12 protein-coding genes are annotated in these 14,997 nt (G+C 68.9%); 8 read left to right on the top strand and 4 right to left on the bottom strand.

Translation table 11 applies throughout. The annotated features are described in order from the left end of the window. Positions 1-76 precede the first annotated feature (76 nt). From chvI to AC07NG_RS17950, 5 genes are all read left to right on the top strand, one after another. Positions 77-787 (top strand): two-component response regulator ChvI, encoded by a 711-nt coding sequence (gene chvI / locus AC07NG_RS17970; protein ID WP_487290184.1) that lies wholly within the window; start codon positions 77-79, stop codon positions 785-787. Beyond that, positions 756-2,417, top strand: a complete 1,662-nt coding sequence (gene chvG, locus AC07NG_RS17965; RefSeq protein ID WP_494595427.1) for a two-component sensor histidine kinase ChvG — start codon at positions 756-758, stop codon at positions 2,415-2,417. The genes chvI and chvG overlap by 32 nt, the downstream gene beginning before the upstream one ends. Next, positions 2,414-2,848 carry an HPr kinase/phosphorylase gene (locus AC07NG_RS17960; RefSeq protein ID WP_110119892.1) on the top strand — a complete coding sequence of 145 codons (435 nt, stop codon included), beginning with the start codon at positions 2,414-2,416 and terminating at the stop codon, positions 2,846-2,848. Before chvG ends, AC07NG_RS17960 begins: the two co-directional genes overlap by 4 nt. A 75-nt stretch (positions 2,849-2,923) precedes the next feature. After that, positions 2,924-3,328: a PTS sugar transporter subunit IIA gene (locus AC07NG_RS17955; protein ID WP_058348726.1), complete on the top strand. Its 405-nt coding sequence runs from the start codon at positions 2,924-2,926 to the stop codon at positions 3,326-3,328. After that, complete coding sequence (locus AC07NG_RS17950; RefSeq protein WP_110119891.1) at positions 3,325-3,603, top strand: HPr family phosphocarrier protein; 279 nt, start codon at positions 3,325-3,327, stop codon at positions 3,601-3,603. Before AC07NG_RS17955 ends, AC07NG_RS17950 begins: the two co-directional genes overlap by 4 nt. A gap of 178 nt (positions 3,604-3,781) precedes the next feature. Here AC07NG_RS17950 and AC07NG_RS17945 read toward each other — a convergent pair whose 3' ends face one another. Then, the gene (locus tag AC07NG_RS17945; protein WP_494595425.1) at positions 3,782-6,535 is read right to left on the bottom strand and encodes a M16 family metallopeptidase; all 2,754 of its coding nucleotides are present in this window, start codon (positions 6,533-6,535) and stop codon (positions 3,782-3,784) included. Between the two features lie 183 nt (positions 6,536-6,718). Further along, positions 6,719-7,747: a biotin synthase BioB gene (gene bioB / locus AC07NG_RS17940; RefSeq protein WP_492856277.1), complete on the bottom strand. Its 1,029-nt coding sequence runs from the start codon at positions 7,745-7,747 to the stop codon at positions 6,719-6,721. A 108-nt stretch (positions 7,748-7,855) separates the two neighbouring features. Here bioB and AC07NG_RS17935 point away from each other — a divergent pair, with 108 nt between their 5' ends. Then, positions 7,856-9,349 carry a CYTH and CHAD domain-containing protein gene (locus AC07NG_RS17935; RefSeq protein ID WP_494595423.1) on the top strand — a complete coding sequence of 498 codons (1,494 nt, stop codon included), beginning with the start codon at positions 7,856-7,858 and terminating at the stop codon, positions 9,347-9,349. Here AC07NG_RS17935 and AC07NG_RS17930 read toward each other — a convergent pair. After that, complete coding sequence (locus tag AC07NG_RS17930; protein WP_494595421.1) at positions 9,333-10,025, bottom strand: imm11 family protein; 693 nt, start codon at positions 10,023-10,025, stop codon at positions 9,333-9,335. The two genes, AC07NG_RS17935 and AC07NG_RS17930, sit on opposite strands and share 17 nt — an antisense overlap. Positions 10,026-10,093: 68 nt before the next feature. Beyond that, on the bottom strand, positions 10,094-12,190 hold the full coding sequence (locus AC07NG_RS17925) for an AsmA family protein (RefSeq protein ID WP_494595419.1): 2,097 nt from the start codon (positions 12,188-12,190) through the stop codon (positions 10,094-10,096). 364 nt (positions 12,191-12,554) lie between these two features. On the opposite strand from AC07NG_RS17925, the gene ahcY reads away from it, so the two are divergent. Continuing rightward, positions 12,555-13,946: an adenosylhomocysteinase gene (gene ahcY / locus AC07NG_RS17920; RefSeq protein ID WP_110119885.1), complete on the top strand. Its 1,392-nt coding sequence runs from the start codon at positions 12,555-12,557 to the stop codon at positions 13,944-13,946. 175 nt (positions 13,947-14,121) lie between these two features. Then, on the top strand, positions 14,122-14,970 hold the full coding sequence (locus AC07NG_RS17915; RefSeq protein WP_494595417.1) for a PfkB family carbohydrate kinase: 849 nt from the start codon (positions 14,122-14,124) through the stop codon (positions 14,968-14,970). Positions 14,971-14,997: the final 27 nt, after the last annotated feature.

Genomic DNA, 14,997 nt, shown 5'->3' with positions numbered 1-14,997 from the left:
TTGGCCGCTCCGTGCGTTGTAGCGGAGCGCCAGGGTCGATAGGATCGGCCCACGGATTTTCGGAGGATTACACGGCTTGGCCGAGATCACGCTCATCGACGACGACGAAAACATCGTTGCTTCGGTCTCTCTGGCCCTGGAGAGCCATGGCCACACGGTGAAGGCCTATTACGACGGCGTCTCCGGGCTCGAGGCGGTGGAAAGCAATCCGCCCGACCTCGTCATCCTGGACGTCAAGATGCCGCGCATGGACGGCATGGAAGTGCTGCGCCGCCTGCGCCAGTCGACCGAGACGCCGGTCATCATGCTGACCTCGAAGGACGACGAGATCGACGAGATCCTCGGCTTCAACCTCGGCGCCGACGATTACATGCACAAGCCGTTCAGCCAGCGCCTGCTGCTCGAGCGGGTGAAGGCCGTGCTGCGTCGCGCCCGTCCCGAGGAAGAGGATCCCGCGGCCCCGGCCGCCGGCGCCGCCGGCTCGAAGATGATGAAGCGCGGCAAGCTGACGCTCGACCCGGCCCGCCACGACAGCCTGTGGGACGGCAAGCCGGTGCGCCTGACGGTCACCGAGTTCCTGCTGCTGCAATCGCTGGCCCAGCGTCCCGGCTTCGTGAAGAGCCGCGACAACCTGATGGACGCCGCCTACGACGATCAGGTCTATGTCGACGACCGCACCATCGACAGCCACATCAAGCGGATGCGCAAGAAGTTCCGCCAGGTGGACCCCGAGTTCGATTCCATCGAAACCCTGTATGGCGTCGGCTACCGCTACCGCGAGGCCTGAGCCGGGTCCTGAGCCTGCGCCGCGCGAGCGGCGCCGGCTGGCCTGGCCGCGCGCTTCGCGGCTGGGGCGGCTGATCATCGGCCTGAACCTGCTGGCCCTGGCCATCCTGGTGGTCGGCGCCCTCGTGCTCAACGAGCTGCGCAACGGCCTGATCAACGCGCGGATCGACAGCCTCAGCACCCAGGGCGAACTGATCGCCAACATCATCGAACGGGCCGCCACCGTGGGCGAGCCCGAGCCGGCGCTCGACGTGGCGGCGGCCAACGACATCCTGCAATCGTTCTTCGCCGGCCATTCGCAGCGCGCCCGCCTCTATGACGGCCAGGGTCGGCTGCTGGCCGACTCCTACCTCGTCGAGGACCGCGTCGAATGGAAGGTGCTGCCGCCCGCCCGCAAGGCCGGCGACAACGGCTTCCGGCTGTCGCTGCAGGACAAGGACGCCAAGCCCCGCGCCCTGGAGCGCGCCCGCGCCGAGTTCGAGCAGGAGATCGCCCGCGCCCGCATGGGCGAGACGGTCAAGCAGCAGCGCGTGGCCGAGAACGGCGAGCGGGTGGTGTCGGTGTCGATCCCGATCCAGCACGTTCGGGCGGTTCTGGGCGTGCTGACCGTCGAGGCGGGCGACGTCGACGAGATCATCACCGCCGAGCGCAAGGCCCTGCTGCCCTTCGTGCTGGTGGCCGTGGGCGCGGTGCTGGTCTCCAGCGTGCTGCTGCACCGCCTGGTGGCCCAGCCGGTGCTGCGCATGGCCCGGGCCGCCGACCACGTGCGCCTGGAGGGCGCGCGGGCCATCAGCCTGCCCGACATCTCGCGCCGCAACGACGAGATCGGCGACCTTTCCCGATCCCTTGAAGAAATGACCGAGGCCCTGTCCGAGCGGATGGGGGCCATCGAGCGGTTCGCCGCCGACGTGGCCCATGAGATCAAGAACCCCCTGACCTCGATCCGTTCGGCCATCGAGACCCTGGACCTCGTCACCGAGCCCAAGGCCCGCCAGCGCCTGCTCGGCATCCTGCAACAGGACGTCGGGCGGCTGGATCGCCTGGTCACCGACATCTCCAACGCCTCCAGGCTCGACGCCGAGCTGTCGCGCGAGGCGCCGCGGCCGATCGATCTGGCCCGCCTGCTGACCGAGACGGCGGCCATCTATCAGGGCCAGGTGCGCGGCGAGGAGCCGCCGTTCAGCGTCCGCGTGGCGCTGGCCGGCCTGCCGACCGGTCCGGTCCGGGTGCTGGCGCGGGAGATCCCCGTGGGCCAGGTGTTCCGCAACCTGATCGACAACGCCCGCTCGTTCAGCGCCGGCGACGGCGAGGTGCGGGTCGGGCTGGTTCGCCAGAACGGCCGGCTGACCACGACGGTCGAGGACGACGGCCCGGGCATTCCGGCCGACAATCTGGAGACCATCTTCGAGCGCTTCTACACCTCGCGGCCCAAGGGCCGGGCGTTCGGCGGCAATTCGGGCCTGGGCCTGTCGATCGCCCGCCAGATCGTCGAGGCGCACGGCGGCAAGATCCACGCCGAGAACCGCCAGGACGAGACCGGCAAGGTGATCGGCGCGCGGTTCGTGGTCGAACTGCCCGAGCATCGCGACGGCCATCACAATCACGGCCACGGCCATGGGGGGCGCGAGTGATCCGCCACGCCGGGCTGGTGGCCCGCCTGGTCGGCGGCCGCTGGCGCGGGGCGCTGATCGAGGGGGCCTCGGGCGCGGGAAAGAGCGATCTGGCCCTGCGGACCCTGGAGGCGGGCTTTCGCCTGGTGGCCGACGACCGTGTGGTGACCTTCGCCTCCGACGGCCGGCTCTACGGCCGCGCGCCCGATCCTCTGGCCGGTCTGGTCGAGATCCGGGGCTTCGGGGTGGTCTCCGAGCCGGCTTTGCGCCTCGCCGAGATCACGCTGGTGGTGCGCTGCGTCGAGGCCCCGGAACGCGTCGAACGCCTGCCCGAGCCTCGGTTTGAAGTGGTTTTGGGCGTTTCCGTACCCGTCTTCGACCTGTGGCCGCTCGAACCCGCCGCTCCGACGAAGATCGCACGCATGCTGGAGCATCTTGGAGTCGCTCCCTAACAAGCGTATCAAGGCGGCCCGCGCGGCGCCTCCCTGCCGTTTCGGGCGAAGGGGATCCCGTTTGAGAGACCAGGCATGATCGGGCTCGTGATCGTCACGCACGGGCGATTGGCGGAGGAATTCGTTTCCGCCATGGAGCATGTGGTGGGGCCGCAGACCGCGGTGAAGGCCATCTGCATCGGGCCGGAAGACGACATGGAGCGTCGCCGGTCGGACATTCTGAAGGCTTGCGCCGCCGTCGACGACGGCGCCGGGGTCATTCTGCTGACTGACATGTTCGGCGGCACGCCCAGCAACCTGGCCATCTCGGTCATGGAGCAGACCAAGGCCGAGGTCATCGCCGGCCTGAACCTGCCGATGCTGATCAAGCTGGCCAGCGTGCGCACCCGCGACGACCTGGACGCCTGCGTCGCCCACGCCCAGGAGGCTGGACGGAAATACATCTCCGTGGCCTCCTACGTGCTGGCGGGAGAAAAATGAGTCGAACGGCGACAGCCACGGTCGAGATCGTCAACGAGCGCGGGCTGCACGCCCGGGCTTCGGCCAAGTTCGTCAAGCTGGCCTCGGGCTTCGACGCCGAGGTCAAGGTCGCCCGCGAGGGCTCCAGCGTCGACGCCCGCTCGATCATGGGCCTGATGATGCTGGCCGCCGGCATCGGCTCGACCATCGACATCGCCGCCGAAGGCCCCGAAGCCGAAGCCGCCGTGGATGCGCTGGTGGAGCTGGTGGGAAACCGGTTCGACGAGGAGCGGTGATCCTTCCCTTCTCCCCTTGCGGGAGAAGGTGGCGCGCAGCGCCGGATGAGGGGTCTCTCAGACATCAGAAACGCCGCGACAGCTGAACAGCCGTCGCGGCGTTTCTGTTCGTACGACCCCTCACCCGACCTCCCTTCGGGAGGCCACCCTCTCCCGCAGGGGGAGAGGGGTTCAGGATTTACTTCACCGGCTTGCCGTCGGCGTCGATCACCTGGATGTCGAGCTTCAGGGCCTTGAGCTTGGGTTCGACGACGGCGCGGTCGCCGACGATCACCCAGACCAGCTCGTCCGGCTTGATCGCCTTCTTCGCCGCCGCCGTGGCGCTGTCGACGGTCACCGCCCGCACGTCGGCCGGATAGTTGTCGAAATAGCTGTCGGGCAGACCGTAATTGACCAGCTCGCCGATCGAGCCGGCCACGGCGTCGCCGGTCTCCCAGTTGCCGGGCATCGACAGGGTCAGGCTGTTCTGGGCCTTGGCCAGCTCGGCCGGGGTGATCGGGCGCGCGCCGATGATCTCGGTCAGCTCCTTGCGGGCCTCGACGAAGGACTCGGCGGTTTTGTCGGTCTGCACCGGCGCGCGGATCAGGAACAGGCGCGAGCCGCGGGCGTCGCGCACGCCCGACGAGGCGCCGTACGACCAGTGCTTGTCCTCGCGCAGGTTCATGTTCAGGCGCGAGACGAAGTCGCCGCCGAACACCGTGTTGAAGGTGTCCAGCGCGGCCTGCTCTGACGGATCGCGCGGCGGCAGCAGGTCGCCGGCGGCGATCACCGACTGTTGGGCGCCGGGCTTGTCGATCAGGTAGACGGCGGCCTTGGCGGGGGCGGCGACCACCGGCGGCTTGGACTTGGTCTGGGCGCCCTTCCAGCCGCCCAGCTGGGCTTCCAGCTTGGGCAGAAGTTCGGCCAGGGTGGTGTCGCCCACCACGACCAGGGTGGCGCCCTGCGGCTGCAGCCAGGTCTTCTGGAAGCGCACCAGGTCGTCGCGGGTGATCGAGGCGATCGAGGCCTCGGTCGTCAGCTGGCCGTAGGGCGAGCCCGCGCCATAGGTCAGGACCGGCAGGATGCGGCCCGACATCGCCTGCGGGTTCTGCTTGGCCTGCTGGATGGCGGCGATGTTCTGCTTCTTGAACCGGTCGAGGTCCTCGGGCTTGAAGGCCGGGTTCTGCAGCACGTCGGCATAGATCGCCAGGGCCGGGTCGAGGGTGGTGGTCAGGGTGTTCAGGGTGACCTGGGTGAAGTCCAGGCCGCTGCCCGAGCCGACGCCGGCGCCCAGCTGGGCCAGTTCGCGGCTGATGGTCAGGCCGTCGCGATGCGTCGTGCCTTCGGTCAGCATGCTGGTGGCCACGCCGGTCAGGCCCGCCTTGTCGCCGGCGCTGGCGGCGACGCCGGCGTCGAACACCATGTTCATGCGGATCTGCGGCGTCTCGTGGCGCTCGGCCAGGATCACCTTGACGCCGTTCGACAGGGTGGCGCGCTCGAGCTTGACGAAGGCCGGGGCCTTGGTCGCGCCGACCTCGGGCATGGTTTTGCGATCGACGCCGGCGGTGGTGGTGTAGGTCGGGAACGGCGTCACCGTCAGGGTGAAGTCGCCGTCGGTCAGCCAGGTCTTGCCGGCCGTCTGCAGCTGGGCCGCCGTGGCCCCCCGAACGCGCTCCAGGCTCTCCTTGTAGGCGTCCGGCGATCCGAGGAAGACCTGGCTTTCGGCCAGGATGTCGGACTTGCCGCCGAAGCCGCCGATCCGCTCGACGCCGCGCACGAAGTTCGACAGGTGCAGGGTGCGGACCTTGGCCACCTCCTCGGGGGTGGGACCGTCGCGCAGCAGGCGCTGGAACTCCTCGTCGAAGGCCTTCTCGACGGCGGCCGGGTCGCCGCCCGGCTTGACCGTCAGGATGACCAGGAACTGGCTGCCGATCTCGCTGGTCGAGACGGTGGCGCCGACATTGGTGGCGATCTGGTCGGTGTAGACGAGGCGCTTGTAGAGGCGCGAGGTCTTGTCGGAGACCAGCACGTCGCTGAGCAGATCCAGATAGTCGATGTCGGCCGCGCCGTATTCCGGCACGTTCCAGACCTTGTAGACCCGGGCCTGGGGCACGCGGTCCTGCATGTCGGCGCGCTGGCTGCCGGTGCGCTTGGCCACCCAGGCCTTCTGGTGAGTGAGGGGCGGACCCGAGGGGATGTCGCCGAAGTACTTCTCGACCTTGGCTTTCGCCTCGGCCGGGGTGATGTCGCCGGCCAGCACGAGGGTGGCGTTGGCCGGGCCGTAGTAGTTCTTGAACCAGTCCTTGACGTCGTCCAGCGAGGCCGCGTCGAGGTCTTCCATCTCGCCGATGACCGTGTGGCCGTAGGGGTGGTCGGCGTCGTAGGTGCTGGCGGTGATCACGTCCCAGACCTGGCCGTAGGGCTGGTTCTGGCCCTGGCGCTTCTCGTTCTGGACGACGCCGCGCTGCTCGTCGAGGCGGGCCTTGTCTATGGCCCCGACGAGGTGGCCCATGCGGTCGCTTTCCAGCCACAGCACCTGGTCCAGGGCCGCGGTCGGCACGTTCTGGAAGTAGTTGGTGCGGTCGGTGTTGGTGGTGCCGTTCATGTCGGTGGCGCCCAGCTTCTCCAGCGCCTTGAACCAGTCGTCGTTGAAGTTCTCCGAGCCGTTGAACATCAGGTGCTCGAAGAGGTGGGCGAAGCCCGTGCGGCGCTTGGGCTCGTTCTTGGAGCCGACGTGGTACCAGACGTTCACGGCCACGATCGGGGCCTTGTGGTCCTCGTGGACGATCACGGTCAGGCCGTTGGGCAGCACGAACTTGCTGTAGGGGATGTCGACTTCGGGCAGCTGCGCCAGCTGGCCGGTGACCTTGGCCGCCGGCTTTGGCGCGGCTTGGGCCAGCACGGGGTTGGCGAGGAGCAACGCCGCGATGGCGGCGGAGGCGAACAGCTTCATGAAAGGCCCCGAATAGGTTTCGCGTAAAAGCGAAGATGCCCCGCACCATAGGTTGCGGGGCCTCCGGGACAAGCGAGCGGCGTGCGCCGCCGGATTAAATTTCGTCCAGAAATGCTCGAGCTTGGGGGCTCACCCCCACCCGTAAAACCCCCGCGAAAGCGGGGATTTCACGGAAGGTGGAGGTTACTCCGCGGGAATGGCTTCCGGAGCCGCGACCTCGGCCTTCACCATGACCATCGGCTTCAGATCGAGGTCGTGGAACAGGCGGCTGTCGTCGTCCATGTCCGGCAGCGGCGTGGTCAGCAGCTTGCCGCCGACGAAGATCGAGTTGGCGCCGGCCATGAAGCACAGGGCCTGCAGTTCGCGGTTCATGCCTTCGCGGCCGGCCGACAGGCGGACCATGGCTTTCGGGCAGACGAGGCGGGCGACGGCGATGGTGCGCACGAACTCGATGGAGTCGATGGCCTTTTCGCCCTCGGCCAGGATCTGGTCGCCCAGCGGGGTGCCGCTGATCGGCACCAGGCCGTTGATCGGCAGGCTGTCGGGATGCGAGGGCAGGGTGGCCAGCTGGTGCAGCAGGCCGGCGCGGTCGCGGCGGGTCTCGCCCATGCCGACGATGCCGCCGCAGCAGGTGCTCATGCCCGCGTCGCGCACATAGGCCAGGGTGTCGAGGCGCTCCTGGTAGGTGCGGGTCGTCACCACGTCCTTGTAGTAGTCCGGGCCGGTGTCGAGGTTGTGGTTGTAGTAGTCGAGGCCCGCGTCCTTCAGCTGCTTGGCCTGTTCGGCGGTCAGCATGCCCAGGGTCGCGCAGGTCTCCATGCCCAGCGCCTTCACCCCGCCGATCATCGCGGCGAGCTTGGGCAGGTCGCGGTCCTTCAGCTCGCGCCAGGCAGCCCCCATGCAAAAGCGCTGGGCGCCGCCGTCGCGGGCGGCCTTGGCCTTGGCGATGACCACGGCCGGCTCCATCAGCTTCTCGGCCTTGAGGCCGGTCTTGAAGTGGGCGCTCTGGCTGCAGTAGCCGCAGTTCTCGGCGCAGCCGCCGGTCTTGACCGACAGCAGCTGCGACAGCTGCATCTCGGAGGGGTCGAACCAGGCGCGGTGAACGCGCGCGGCCTCGAACACCAGCTCCATGAACGGCAGGGCGAACAGGGCCTCGACCTCCGAAAGGGTCCAGTCGTGGCGGGGCTGTGCGGAGATGTTGATCGGCGTCATGGCGCGCAGGTTTGAACTTGGGCGATCCGAATGGCAAGACGGCCCGCGCATGCGCACCGATGTTGCGTTGCGGAAGCCAAACCCCGCCAGGCCGGTTATAGTCGTATGATGGACCGCGAAATCGAACTGAAGTTCCTGATCGCCCCGGAGGCTTCCGACGCGGTCCTGGCCCGTCTGGACGGTCGCGAGGCCGTGCGCCGGCTCGACGCCACCTATTACGACACCGCCGACCACGCCCTGCGCCGGGCGGGCTTCGGCCTGCGGGTGCGCGACGGCGACGGCGGCCGCAAGCAGACCCTGAAATCGGCCTCGGCCGGCGGGGTGTTCGCGCGCGGCGAATGGGAGGCGCCGGTCACCGGCCCCGGTCCCGACCGCGACCTGCTGGACCAGACCCCGGCCGGCCGCATCGTCAACGGCGACGTGCTCGCCCCCATCTTCGCCACCAAGGTCGAGCGCACCCTGCGCCTGGTCGAGCACGGCGGGGCGACCATCGAGGCGGCGCTGGATCGCGGCGAGCTGCAGGCCGGAGCCGACCGCGCCGCCGTCAGCGAGCTGGAGCTCGAACTGAAGACCGGCGCGCCCGCCGCCCTGTTCGCCCTGGCCCGCGACCTGATGGCCCACGTGCCCCTGCGCCTTTCCCTCGTCAGCAAGGCCGAGCGCGGCTACGCGCTGGCCCTCGGCGAAGCGCCGTCCGCCCGGCGCGAAGCGGCCGTGCTGCGGCCCGACATGACCGCCGCCGAGGCCTTCCAGGCCCTGGGCAACACCGCCCTGGGCCGCCTGTGCGTCGCCGCCGAGACCCTGGCCGACCTGCCTGGGCCCGAGGCGGTGCACGAACTGCGCGTCGCCGCCCGCCGGCTGCGGGCGCTGATCAAGCTCTTCCGGCCGCTGACCGGCAAGCTGGCCGCGACGCCGGCTTTGGAAGCGCTGAAGGCCCTGGCCGACGCCCTGGGCCCGGCCCGCGACCTCGACGTCTATATCGCCGGCGTCTGGCGTCCGGCGGTGTCCGCCGATCCGCAGCCGGTCGAGGGTCTGGGGGCGTTGGGCAAGGCCCTGGTCGAAGCCCAGCAGGGCGCCTATGCCCGCGCGGTCGACGCCGCCCAGCCGGAGCGCTTCGGCCCGCTGGCGCTCGACATCGCCGCCTGGCTGGAGACCGGCGACTGGCTGGAGGACCCCGAGCGCGCCGAGGCCCGCCGCGCGCCGGCCAAGGCCTTCGCGACCAAGCAGCTGAACAAGCTGGCCAAGGACGTGCTGAAGCGCGGCGAGGACTTCGACGCCCTCGACATCGAGGCCCGCCACGCCTTGCGCATCCGCGGCAAGGGCCTGCGTTACGCCATCGACGCCCTGGCCCCGCTGTTCCCCGATCATCCCAAGCGGCTGGAGCGGTGGTCGGCGGCGACCCGCCAGATGCAGGACGCGCTGGGCGGCCTAAACGACGCCAGCCTGGGTGCGAACCTGGCCCGCGCCGCCGCCCTGGCCGATGGCGACCCCGAAGCCGCCTACGCCGCCGGTCGCCTGTCGGCCACGCCGGAAGGAACGGAGAGCCTGACCCGCGAGGCCAAGGCCGCGCTGGACGAACTGGCCGACCTCAAGCCGTTCTGGTGAGGACCGGCTGGTCGCCTGAAATCACGCCGACCGCGGCGAAGCCCCCGATGAGGCCTGACGCCTTGAACCGGTTACGGAAATCGCCCGAGCAATAGATTTTGTGGCTCAGCAGCGGGCGGAAGATCTGAGCCTCGCCGACCATGTCGCGCCTGGCGTAGACCTTCCCAAAGGGGCTCGGCTCGACAAACCGCATGCCTGGATACTCGGACTGGATGCATTGGGTTCGGTCGTGGTCCAGCGCGTCCAGATACCTGACCACATCGCACAACCAGTAGCGGGGGCCATCGTAGGGACCGCCCTCATCAAGGGCGACGTCGAGCGGGTGAAAGCGGAACGCCTCGGGATCGCTTGCGAGGAAGAAGCTTCGGGCGCGGTCGGAAACCACCCAGAACCGGCTACCCGCCGAGCCGTCGATGTCGGCGATCGCCAAGCCGGGCCTGGTCGCCGAGCGGGCCTTTCGCGGCGCCAGCAACACGGGCGGCGCGAAGCCTTCCGGAAAGCCGGTTCCGGGCTGATAGGCCTGGCCCCCAGGGTGAGCGATCGGTCCGGCGGGGACTTCGCGCATCCATCCCAGTTCGCCGCCGGGATACAGCCATCTGATGCGCGGATCGGTTTTGCCCGGCCAGACCGGCATTACTGAATAGAGGCGCGAGGACGCAGCGGCCGTCTTTTCCATCTCTTGCCCCTCCGCAGTGTAGGCGCCATCCTAAGTGGAGCTTGGGCGATGGCAATCGCGGGCGGCTTCTACTTCCCCTTCTTTGGCGCGGCCTGGGTGGTCTGGGTCGTGCGCACCGCTACGCCTTCGCCGCGCGCTTCGGCGACCAGGCCCGCGCAGTCGGCGTCCTTTTCTAGGCCCGGAGTCACGAACGGCAGGATGGCGGCCAGCGGGTTGATCAGCGAACCCAGCGCCGCGGCGACGCCGCCCTGGGCGAAGGCCCCGCTGGTCTGCAGGCTGATGCGGGGCGCGGCCAGAGGACCCTTGATCTCGATCGGGATGAACAGCCGCACCAGGCGCGGCTTCTTGCTGTCGCCCTCGATCTGCAGGTCCAGGCGCTCGGTCTCCAGGTTGATGGTGCCCTCGCCCTTGGCCAGGACCACGCCGGTGTCGGCGATGATCTTGTCGGCGCGCATCACCCCGTTCCTGACGTCGAAACTGGCCACGGCGCAGCGCAGGCTGGTCTCCTTGGTGTCCTTCGACAGCAGCATCAGCAGGCCCTTGGAGGCGTTGACGCCCAGGAGCTCGGCGAAGGCCTGACGCACCTGGCCCTTGGGGGCGACCAGGGTCACCGTGCCGTTCGACGAGGCCGCGGCGCGGTGCACCGAGTTGCCGACGCCGCGCAGCTTGGCCCGGGCGACGATGCCGCCCTCGATGGCCGGCTTGCCGCCGCTCTTCAGCGGAATGAAGTCTTCCAGCTTGGCGTTGGTCAGGCGCAGGTCGAGGTCGGTGACCGGCACGTTGGGCCGCGCGTCCAGCCGCACCTTCCCGGCCAGATCGCCGCGCGAGAAGGTGAAGGCGATCGGGTCCATGTTCAGCACGCCCTTGTCGAGCGTCAGGTCCAACCTGACCTTCTGCAGGGGGAGGTTCGGCGCGTTCACCGCCAGGGCGCGGTAGGTGACCTTGGCGTCCATGGCCCGCACGCGGTCGGTCTGCAGGGTGGCGTCGGGCAGCAGGCGGCCGGTGGCCTCGCGTTGGCCGGCCTCGACCTTCTGGCCGGCCGAGGCGGTCTCGCCCCTGCCCGTGGCTGGCGCGGCGCCGACCAGGCTGCCCAGGTCGTCGAAGTCCAGGCGCTTGGAGCGCAGATCGGCCTCCAGATAGGGCCGCTCGCGGTCGACTAGCACGAAGAGGTCGCCGCTGACGTCGCTGTCGCCGATCCGGCCGTTCAGCTTCTCGAAGTCGAACCGGCCGCCCTTGCGCACCAGGTGGCCGCTGATCCTGTAGGGTGGGGTGTTGGGCAGGGTCAGGCCGGTCAGGCCGTAGAGCCGGTTCAGGTCGCTGCCGGCCACCGTCAGGTCGCTTTCGAAGCGGCCCAGGTCGAACGGCTTGGTGATCGAGCCCTCGGCGCTGACCTGGGTCGAGCCGGCGCTGACCTTGGCGTCGAACGGGTAGGGGCGGCTCGGCGAGATGTTCAGCAGCGGGCCGCCGGTCACCCGCGCCAAGAACGGCGAGCGGTTGTACTGGCCCTTGCCCTCCAGCACGAAGCGGCCCTTGCCGTCGCCGCTGGCGTGTTCGTTCGAGCTGACCGTGCCGATGAACAGCACGTCGCGCGAGCGGTCCTCGACCCGCAGTTGGCCCTCGTTGATCACGAAGTGCTGGATCGCCGGCAGCTTCAGCGGCTTGGCGCTCTTCTTGTTCGGGTCGCCGAAGGTCCAGTTGGCGCGGCCCGAGGCCTCGCGCAGCAGGCGCACGTCGGGCCGGTCCACCGCCACCAGCGGCAGGATGACGTCGCCCTTCAGCAGCGGCAGCAGCTTGATCTGCACCGCCACGCGGTCGACCCGGGCCATGTGTCCCGATTGCGGACCGGTCTTGGGCGCCCAGTCGGGCTGGCCGAGATAGAGGCCGTAGGCCTCGGCCTTGGGCGAGAACGACCAGGGATGAACGCGCAGGTCGCCGTCGATCCGCACTTGCCGGTGCAGCTGGGCCGAGGCGAAGCGGCCGACCGGGCCGCGCAGCATGTTCCAGTCGAACCAGACGACGAAGGCGATGATCGCCGCCAGGATCAGCAGGGCCGCGCCGATCCCCCAGCGCGCGGCGCGCGGCAAGGCGCGCCACGAGCGGCGTCGCGGCGTGGCGGTGGCCTCGGGCGGAGGCGGCGGCGGTGGCGTAACGGAACCTTCCGGCATCCGCCTACAACGCGTGGGCGGCGCCGTTTCGTTCCAAGGCGGGCTATTTGCGCCCTGTTTCGTCGGCCCGTTTAGTAGACGAGCTTCAGGCTGCCCACGATGACGGCGGCCGCCACGAAGGCGACGATGGCCACGATTTCATAGGCCTTGAAGAAAGGCCGGCTCGGCGAGCGCATGTTCGATAGTCCCCCAGATCCCACTTTGACACTTGAGCCGCCTTCGCCCGCAAGCGTCACGCCAGTTCGCCCGAGACGGGTTTTCCTTCGCGCCCTGCGGACATAAGGAAATCTTTATGTGAATTTGCCACTGTCCGCCGTGCGCGCTATAAGGCGGGCAAGACAATCCCCCGATCCAGGAGCCGACCGTGGCCGACTACATCGTCAAGGACATCTCGCTCGCCGATTTCGGCCGCAAGGAACTCGCCATCGCCGAGACCGAAATGCCGGGCCTGATGGCCACCCGCGCCGAATACGGTCCGGCCCAGGTGCTGAAGGGCGCCCGCATCGCCGGCAGCCTGCACATGACCATCCAGACCGGCGTGCTGATCGAGACCCTGACGGCCCTGGGCGCCGAGGTCCGCTGGGCCTCGTGCAACATCTTCTCGACCCAGGACCACGCCGCGGCCGCCATCGCCGCCGCCGGCATCCCGGTCTTCGCCTTCAAGGGCGAGAACCTGGTCGAGTACTGGGAATACGCCCACAAGATCTTCGAGTGGCACGACGGCGGCTACCCGAACCTGATCCTCGACGACGGCGGCGACGCCACCCTGCTGTGCGTGCTGGGTCCGAAGGCCGAGAAGGATCCGTCGATCCTCAACAACCCGACCAACGAGGAAGAAGAAGCGCTCTACACCGTGATGAAGCGCTACCTGGCCGAAAAGCCGGGCTTCTACTCGGCCATCCGCGACGCCATCGGCGGCGTGTCGGAAGAGACCACCACGGGCGTGCACCGCCTGTACCAGATGGCCGCCAAGGGCGACCTGCCGTTCCCGGCCATCAACGTCAACGACAGCGTCACCAAGTCCAAGTTCGACAACCTCTATGGCTGCCGTGAAAGCCTGGTCGACGCCATCCGTCGCGGCACCGACGTCATGCTGTCGGGCAAGGTCGCGGTGGTCTGCGGCTACGGCGACGTGGGCAAGGGCTCGGCCGCCTCGCTGCGCCAAGGCGGCGCCCGCGTGATCGTCACCGAGATCGACCCGATCTGCGCCCTGCAGGCGGCGATGGAAGGCTACGAGGTCCAGACCCTCGACGACGTGGCCGGCAAGGCCGACATCTATGTGACGGCGACCGGCAACAAGGACGTCATCACCGTCGACCACATGCGGCAGATGAAGAACAACGCCATCGTCTGCAACATCGGCCACTTCGACAGCGAAATTCAGATCGCCGGCCTGCGCAACTTCAAGTGGGACGAGATCAAGCCGCAGGTCCACCACGTGGAATTCCCGGACGGCAAGAAGATCATCGTGCTGTCGGAAGGCCGTCTGGTGAACCTGGGCAACGCCACCGGCCACCCTTCGTTCGTGATGTCGGCCTCGTTCACCAACCAGACCCTGGCCCAGATCGAGCTTTGGACCAACAAGACCGCGTACAAGAACGAGGTCTACACCCTGCCCAAGCACCTCGACGAGAAGGTCGCGTTCCTCCACCTGGAGAAGCTGGGCGCCAAGCTCTCGAAGCTGAACAAGGAACAGGCCGACTATATCGGCGTGCCGGAAGCCGGTCCGTTCAAGCCGGACCACTACCGCTACTAGGAGCGCGCTTGGTATCTTTGATCAGGAGCCTGCAAGCAGGCTCCGGGCGTTCGACGGAAAGCCCGCTCTTTGGAGCGGGCTTTTTTGTTGCGGATCGACCAGTGGACGAGCCGCCGTGGTTTTGCCTTCGTGACGCCCTGTTCAAGTTCCGCAGGCTCGGCTAACTGCTTTGCCCATGCCGCTCGCGCTTCTCATTTCCAGCCACGTCGCCGGCAGCCAGGTGGGCGCCACCGCCCAGGCCGCCGCCCTGACCCAGTTCCGCATCGACACCATGGTGGTCCCCACCGTGCTTTACGGCCGCCATCCCGGCTGGGGCGTGCCCGGCGGGGCGCCGGTGCCGATCGAGGTGGTCGAGGGCATGCTCGACGGTCTGGAGGCCAACGGCCTGTTCGGCCTGACCGACCTGGTCATCACCGGCTATTTCGCCAGCGCCGCCCAGGTGCGCGCCGCCGCCCGCGCCATCGACGCCGTGCGCGCCGCGCCGCGCGACGGCGCCGCCGCCCGCAAGCCGACCATCATCGTCGATCCGACCATGGGCGACGCCGGCAAGGGCCTCTATGTGCCCGCCGAGGTGGCCGACGCCATCGCCGCCGACCTGATCCCCCGCGCCGACATCGTCGCCCCCAACGCCTGGGAACTGCAGCGCCTGACCGGCGCCGAGGTGCGCGATCCGGCCGGGGCCGTGCGCGCCGCCCGCCTGCTGAACAAGCCGGTGATCGTCTCGTCGGTGCAGCGCGGGAACGAGATCGGCGTGGTCTATGCCGACCGCAAGGAGGCCTGGCTCGCCGCCCACGCCAAGGCCGAGCGCTCGCCCAGCGGCACCGGCGACCTGCTGACCGCCCTGTTCGCCGCCTCGATCCTCGAAGGCCAGACCCTGTCCTACGGCCTGGCCCGCGCCGTCGGCGGCGTCGCCGAGACGGTGACCGCCGCCAACATCTGGAACGCGCCTGAACTGCCGATCGTGGCCATGGCCGCCCGCATCAAGCAGACCTCGCCGACCGTGCGGATCGAGCGGCTGGCTTAGGGGCGGCTTCCCCCCATTCTCCCGTCA

Source organism: Caulobacter sp. GW821-FHT10C03 (genome assembly GCF_059415485.1).
Note: the sequence above shows the minus strand (reverse complement) of the source record. Positions and strands in the feature narration are given on the sequence as shown.

What these genes read in the sequence shown, in the direction of transcription:
- AC07NG_RS17930 (WP_494595421.1), bottom strand. Translation starts at nt 10,025, where the DNA reads ATGGAAAAGACGGCCGCTGCGTCCTCGCGCCTCTATTCAGTAATGCCG.
- AC07NG_RS17955 (WP_058348726.1), top strand. Translation starts at nt 2,924, where the DNA reads ATGATCGGGCTCGTGATCGTCACGCACGGGCGATTGGCGGAGGAATTC.
- AC07NG_RS17945 (WP_494595425.1), bottom strand. Translation starts at nt 6,535, where the DNA reads ATGAAGCTGTTCGCCTCCGCCGCCATCGCGGCGTTGCTCCTCGCCAAC.
- bioB (WP_492856277.1), bottom strand. Translation starts at nt 7,747, where the DNA reads ATGACGCCGATCAACATCTCCGCACAGCCCCGCCACGACTGGACCCTT.
- AC07NG_RS17950 (WP_110119891.1), top strand. Translation starts at nt 3,325, where the DNA reads ATGAGTCGAACGGCGACAGCCACGGTCGAGATCGTCAACGAGCGCGGG.
- AC07NG_RS17915 (WP_494595417.1), top strand. Translation starts at nt 14,122, where the DNA reads ATGCCGCTCGCGCTTCTCATTTCCAGCCACGTCGCCGGCAGCCAGGTG.
- AC07NG_RS17935 (WP_494595423.1), top strand. Translation starts at nt 7,856, where the DNA reads ATGGACCGCGAAATCGAACTGAAGTTCCTGATCGCCCCGGAGGCTTCC.
- chvG (WP_494595427.1), top strand. Translation starts at nt 756, where the DNA reads ATGGCGTCGGCTACCGCTACCGCGAGGCCTGAGCCGGGTCCTGAGCCT.
- AC07NG_RS17925 (WP_494595419.1), bottom strand. Translation starts at nt 12,190, where the DNA reads ATGCCGGAAGGTTCCGTTACGCCACCGCCGCCGCCTCCGCCCGAGGCC.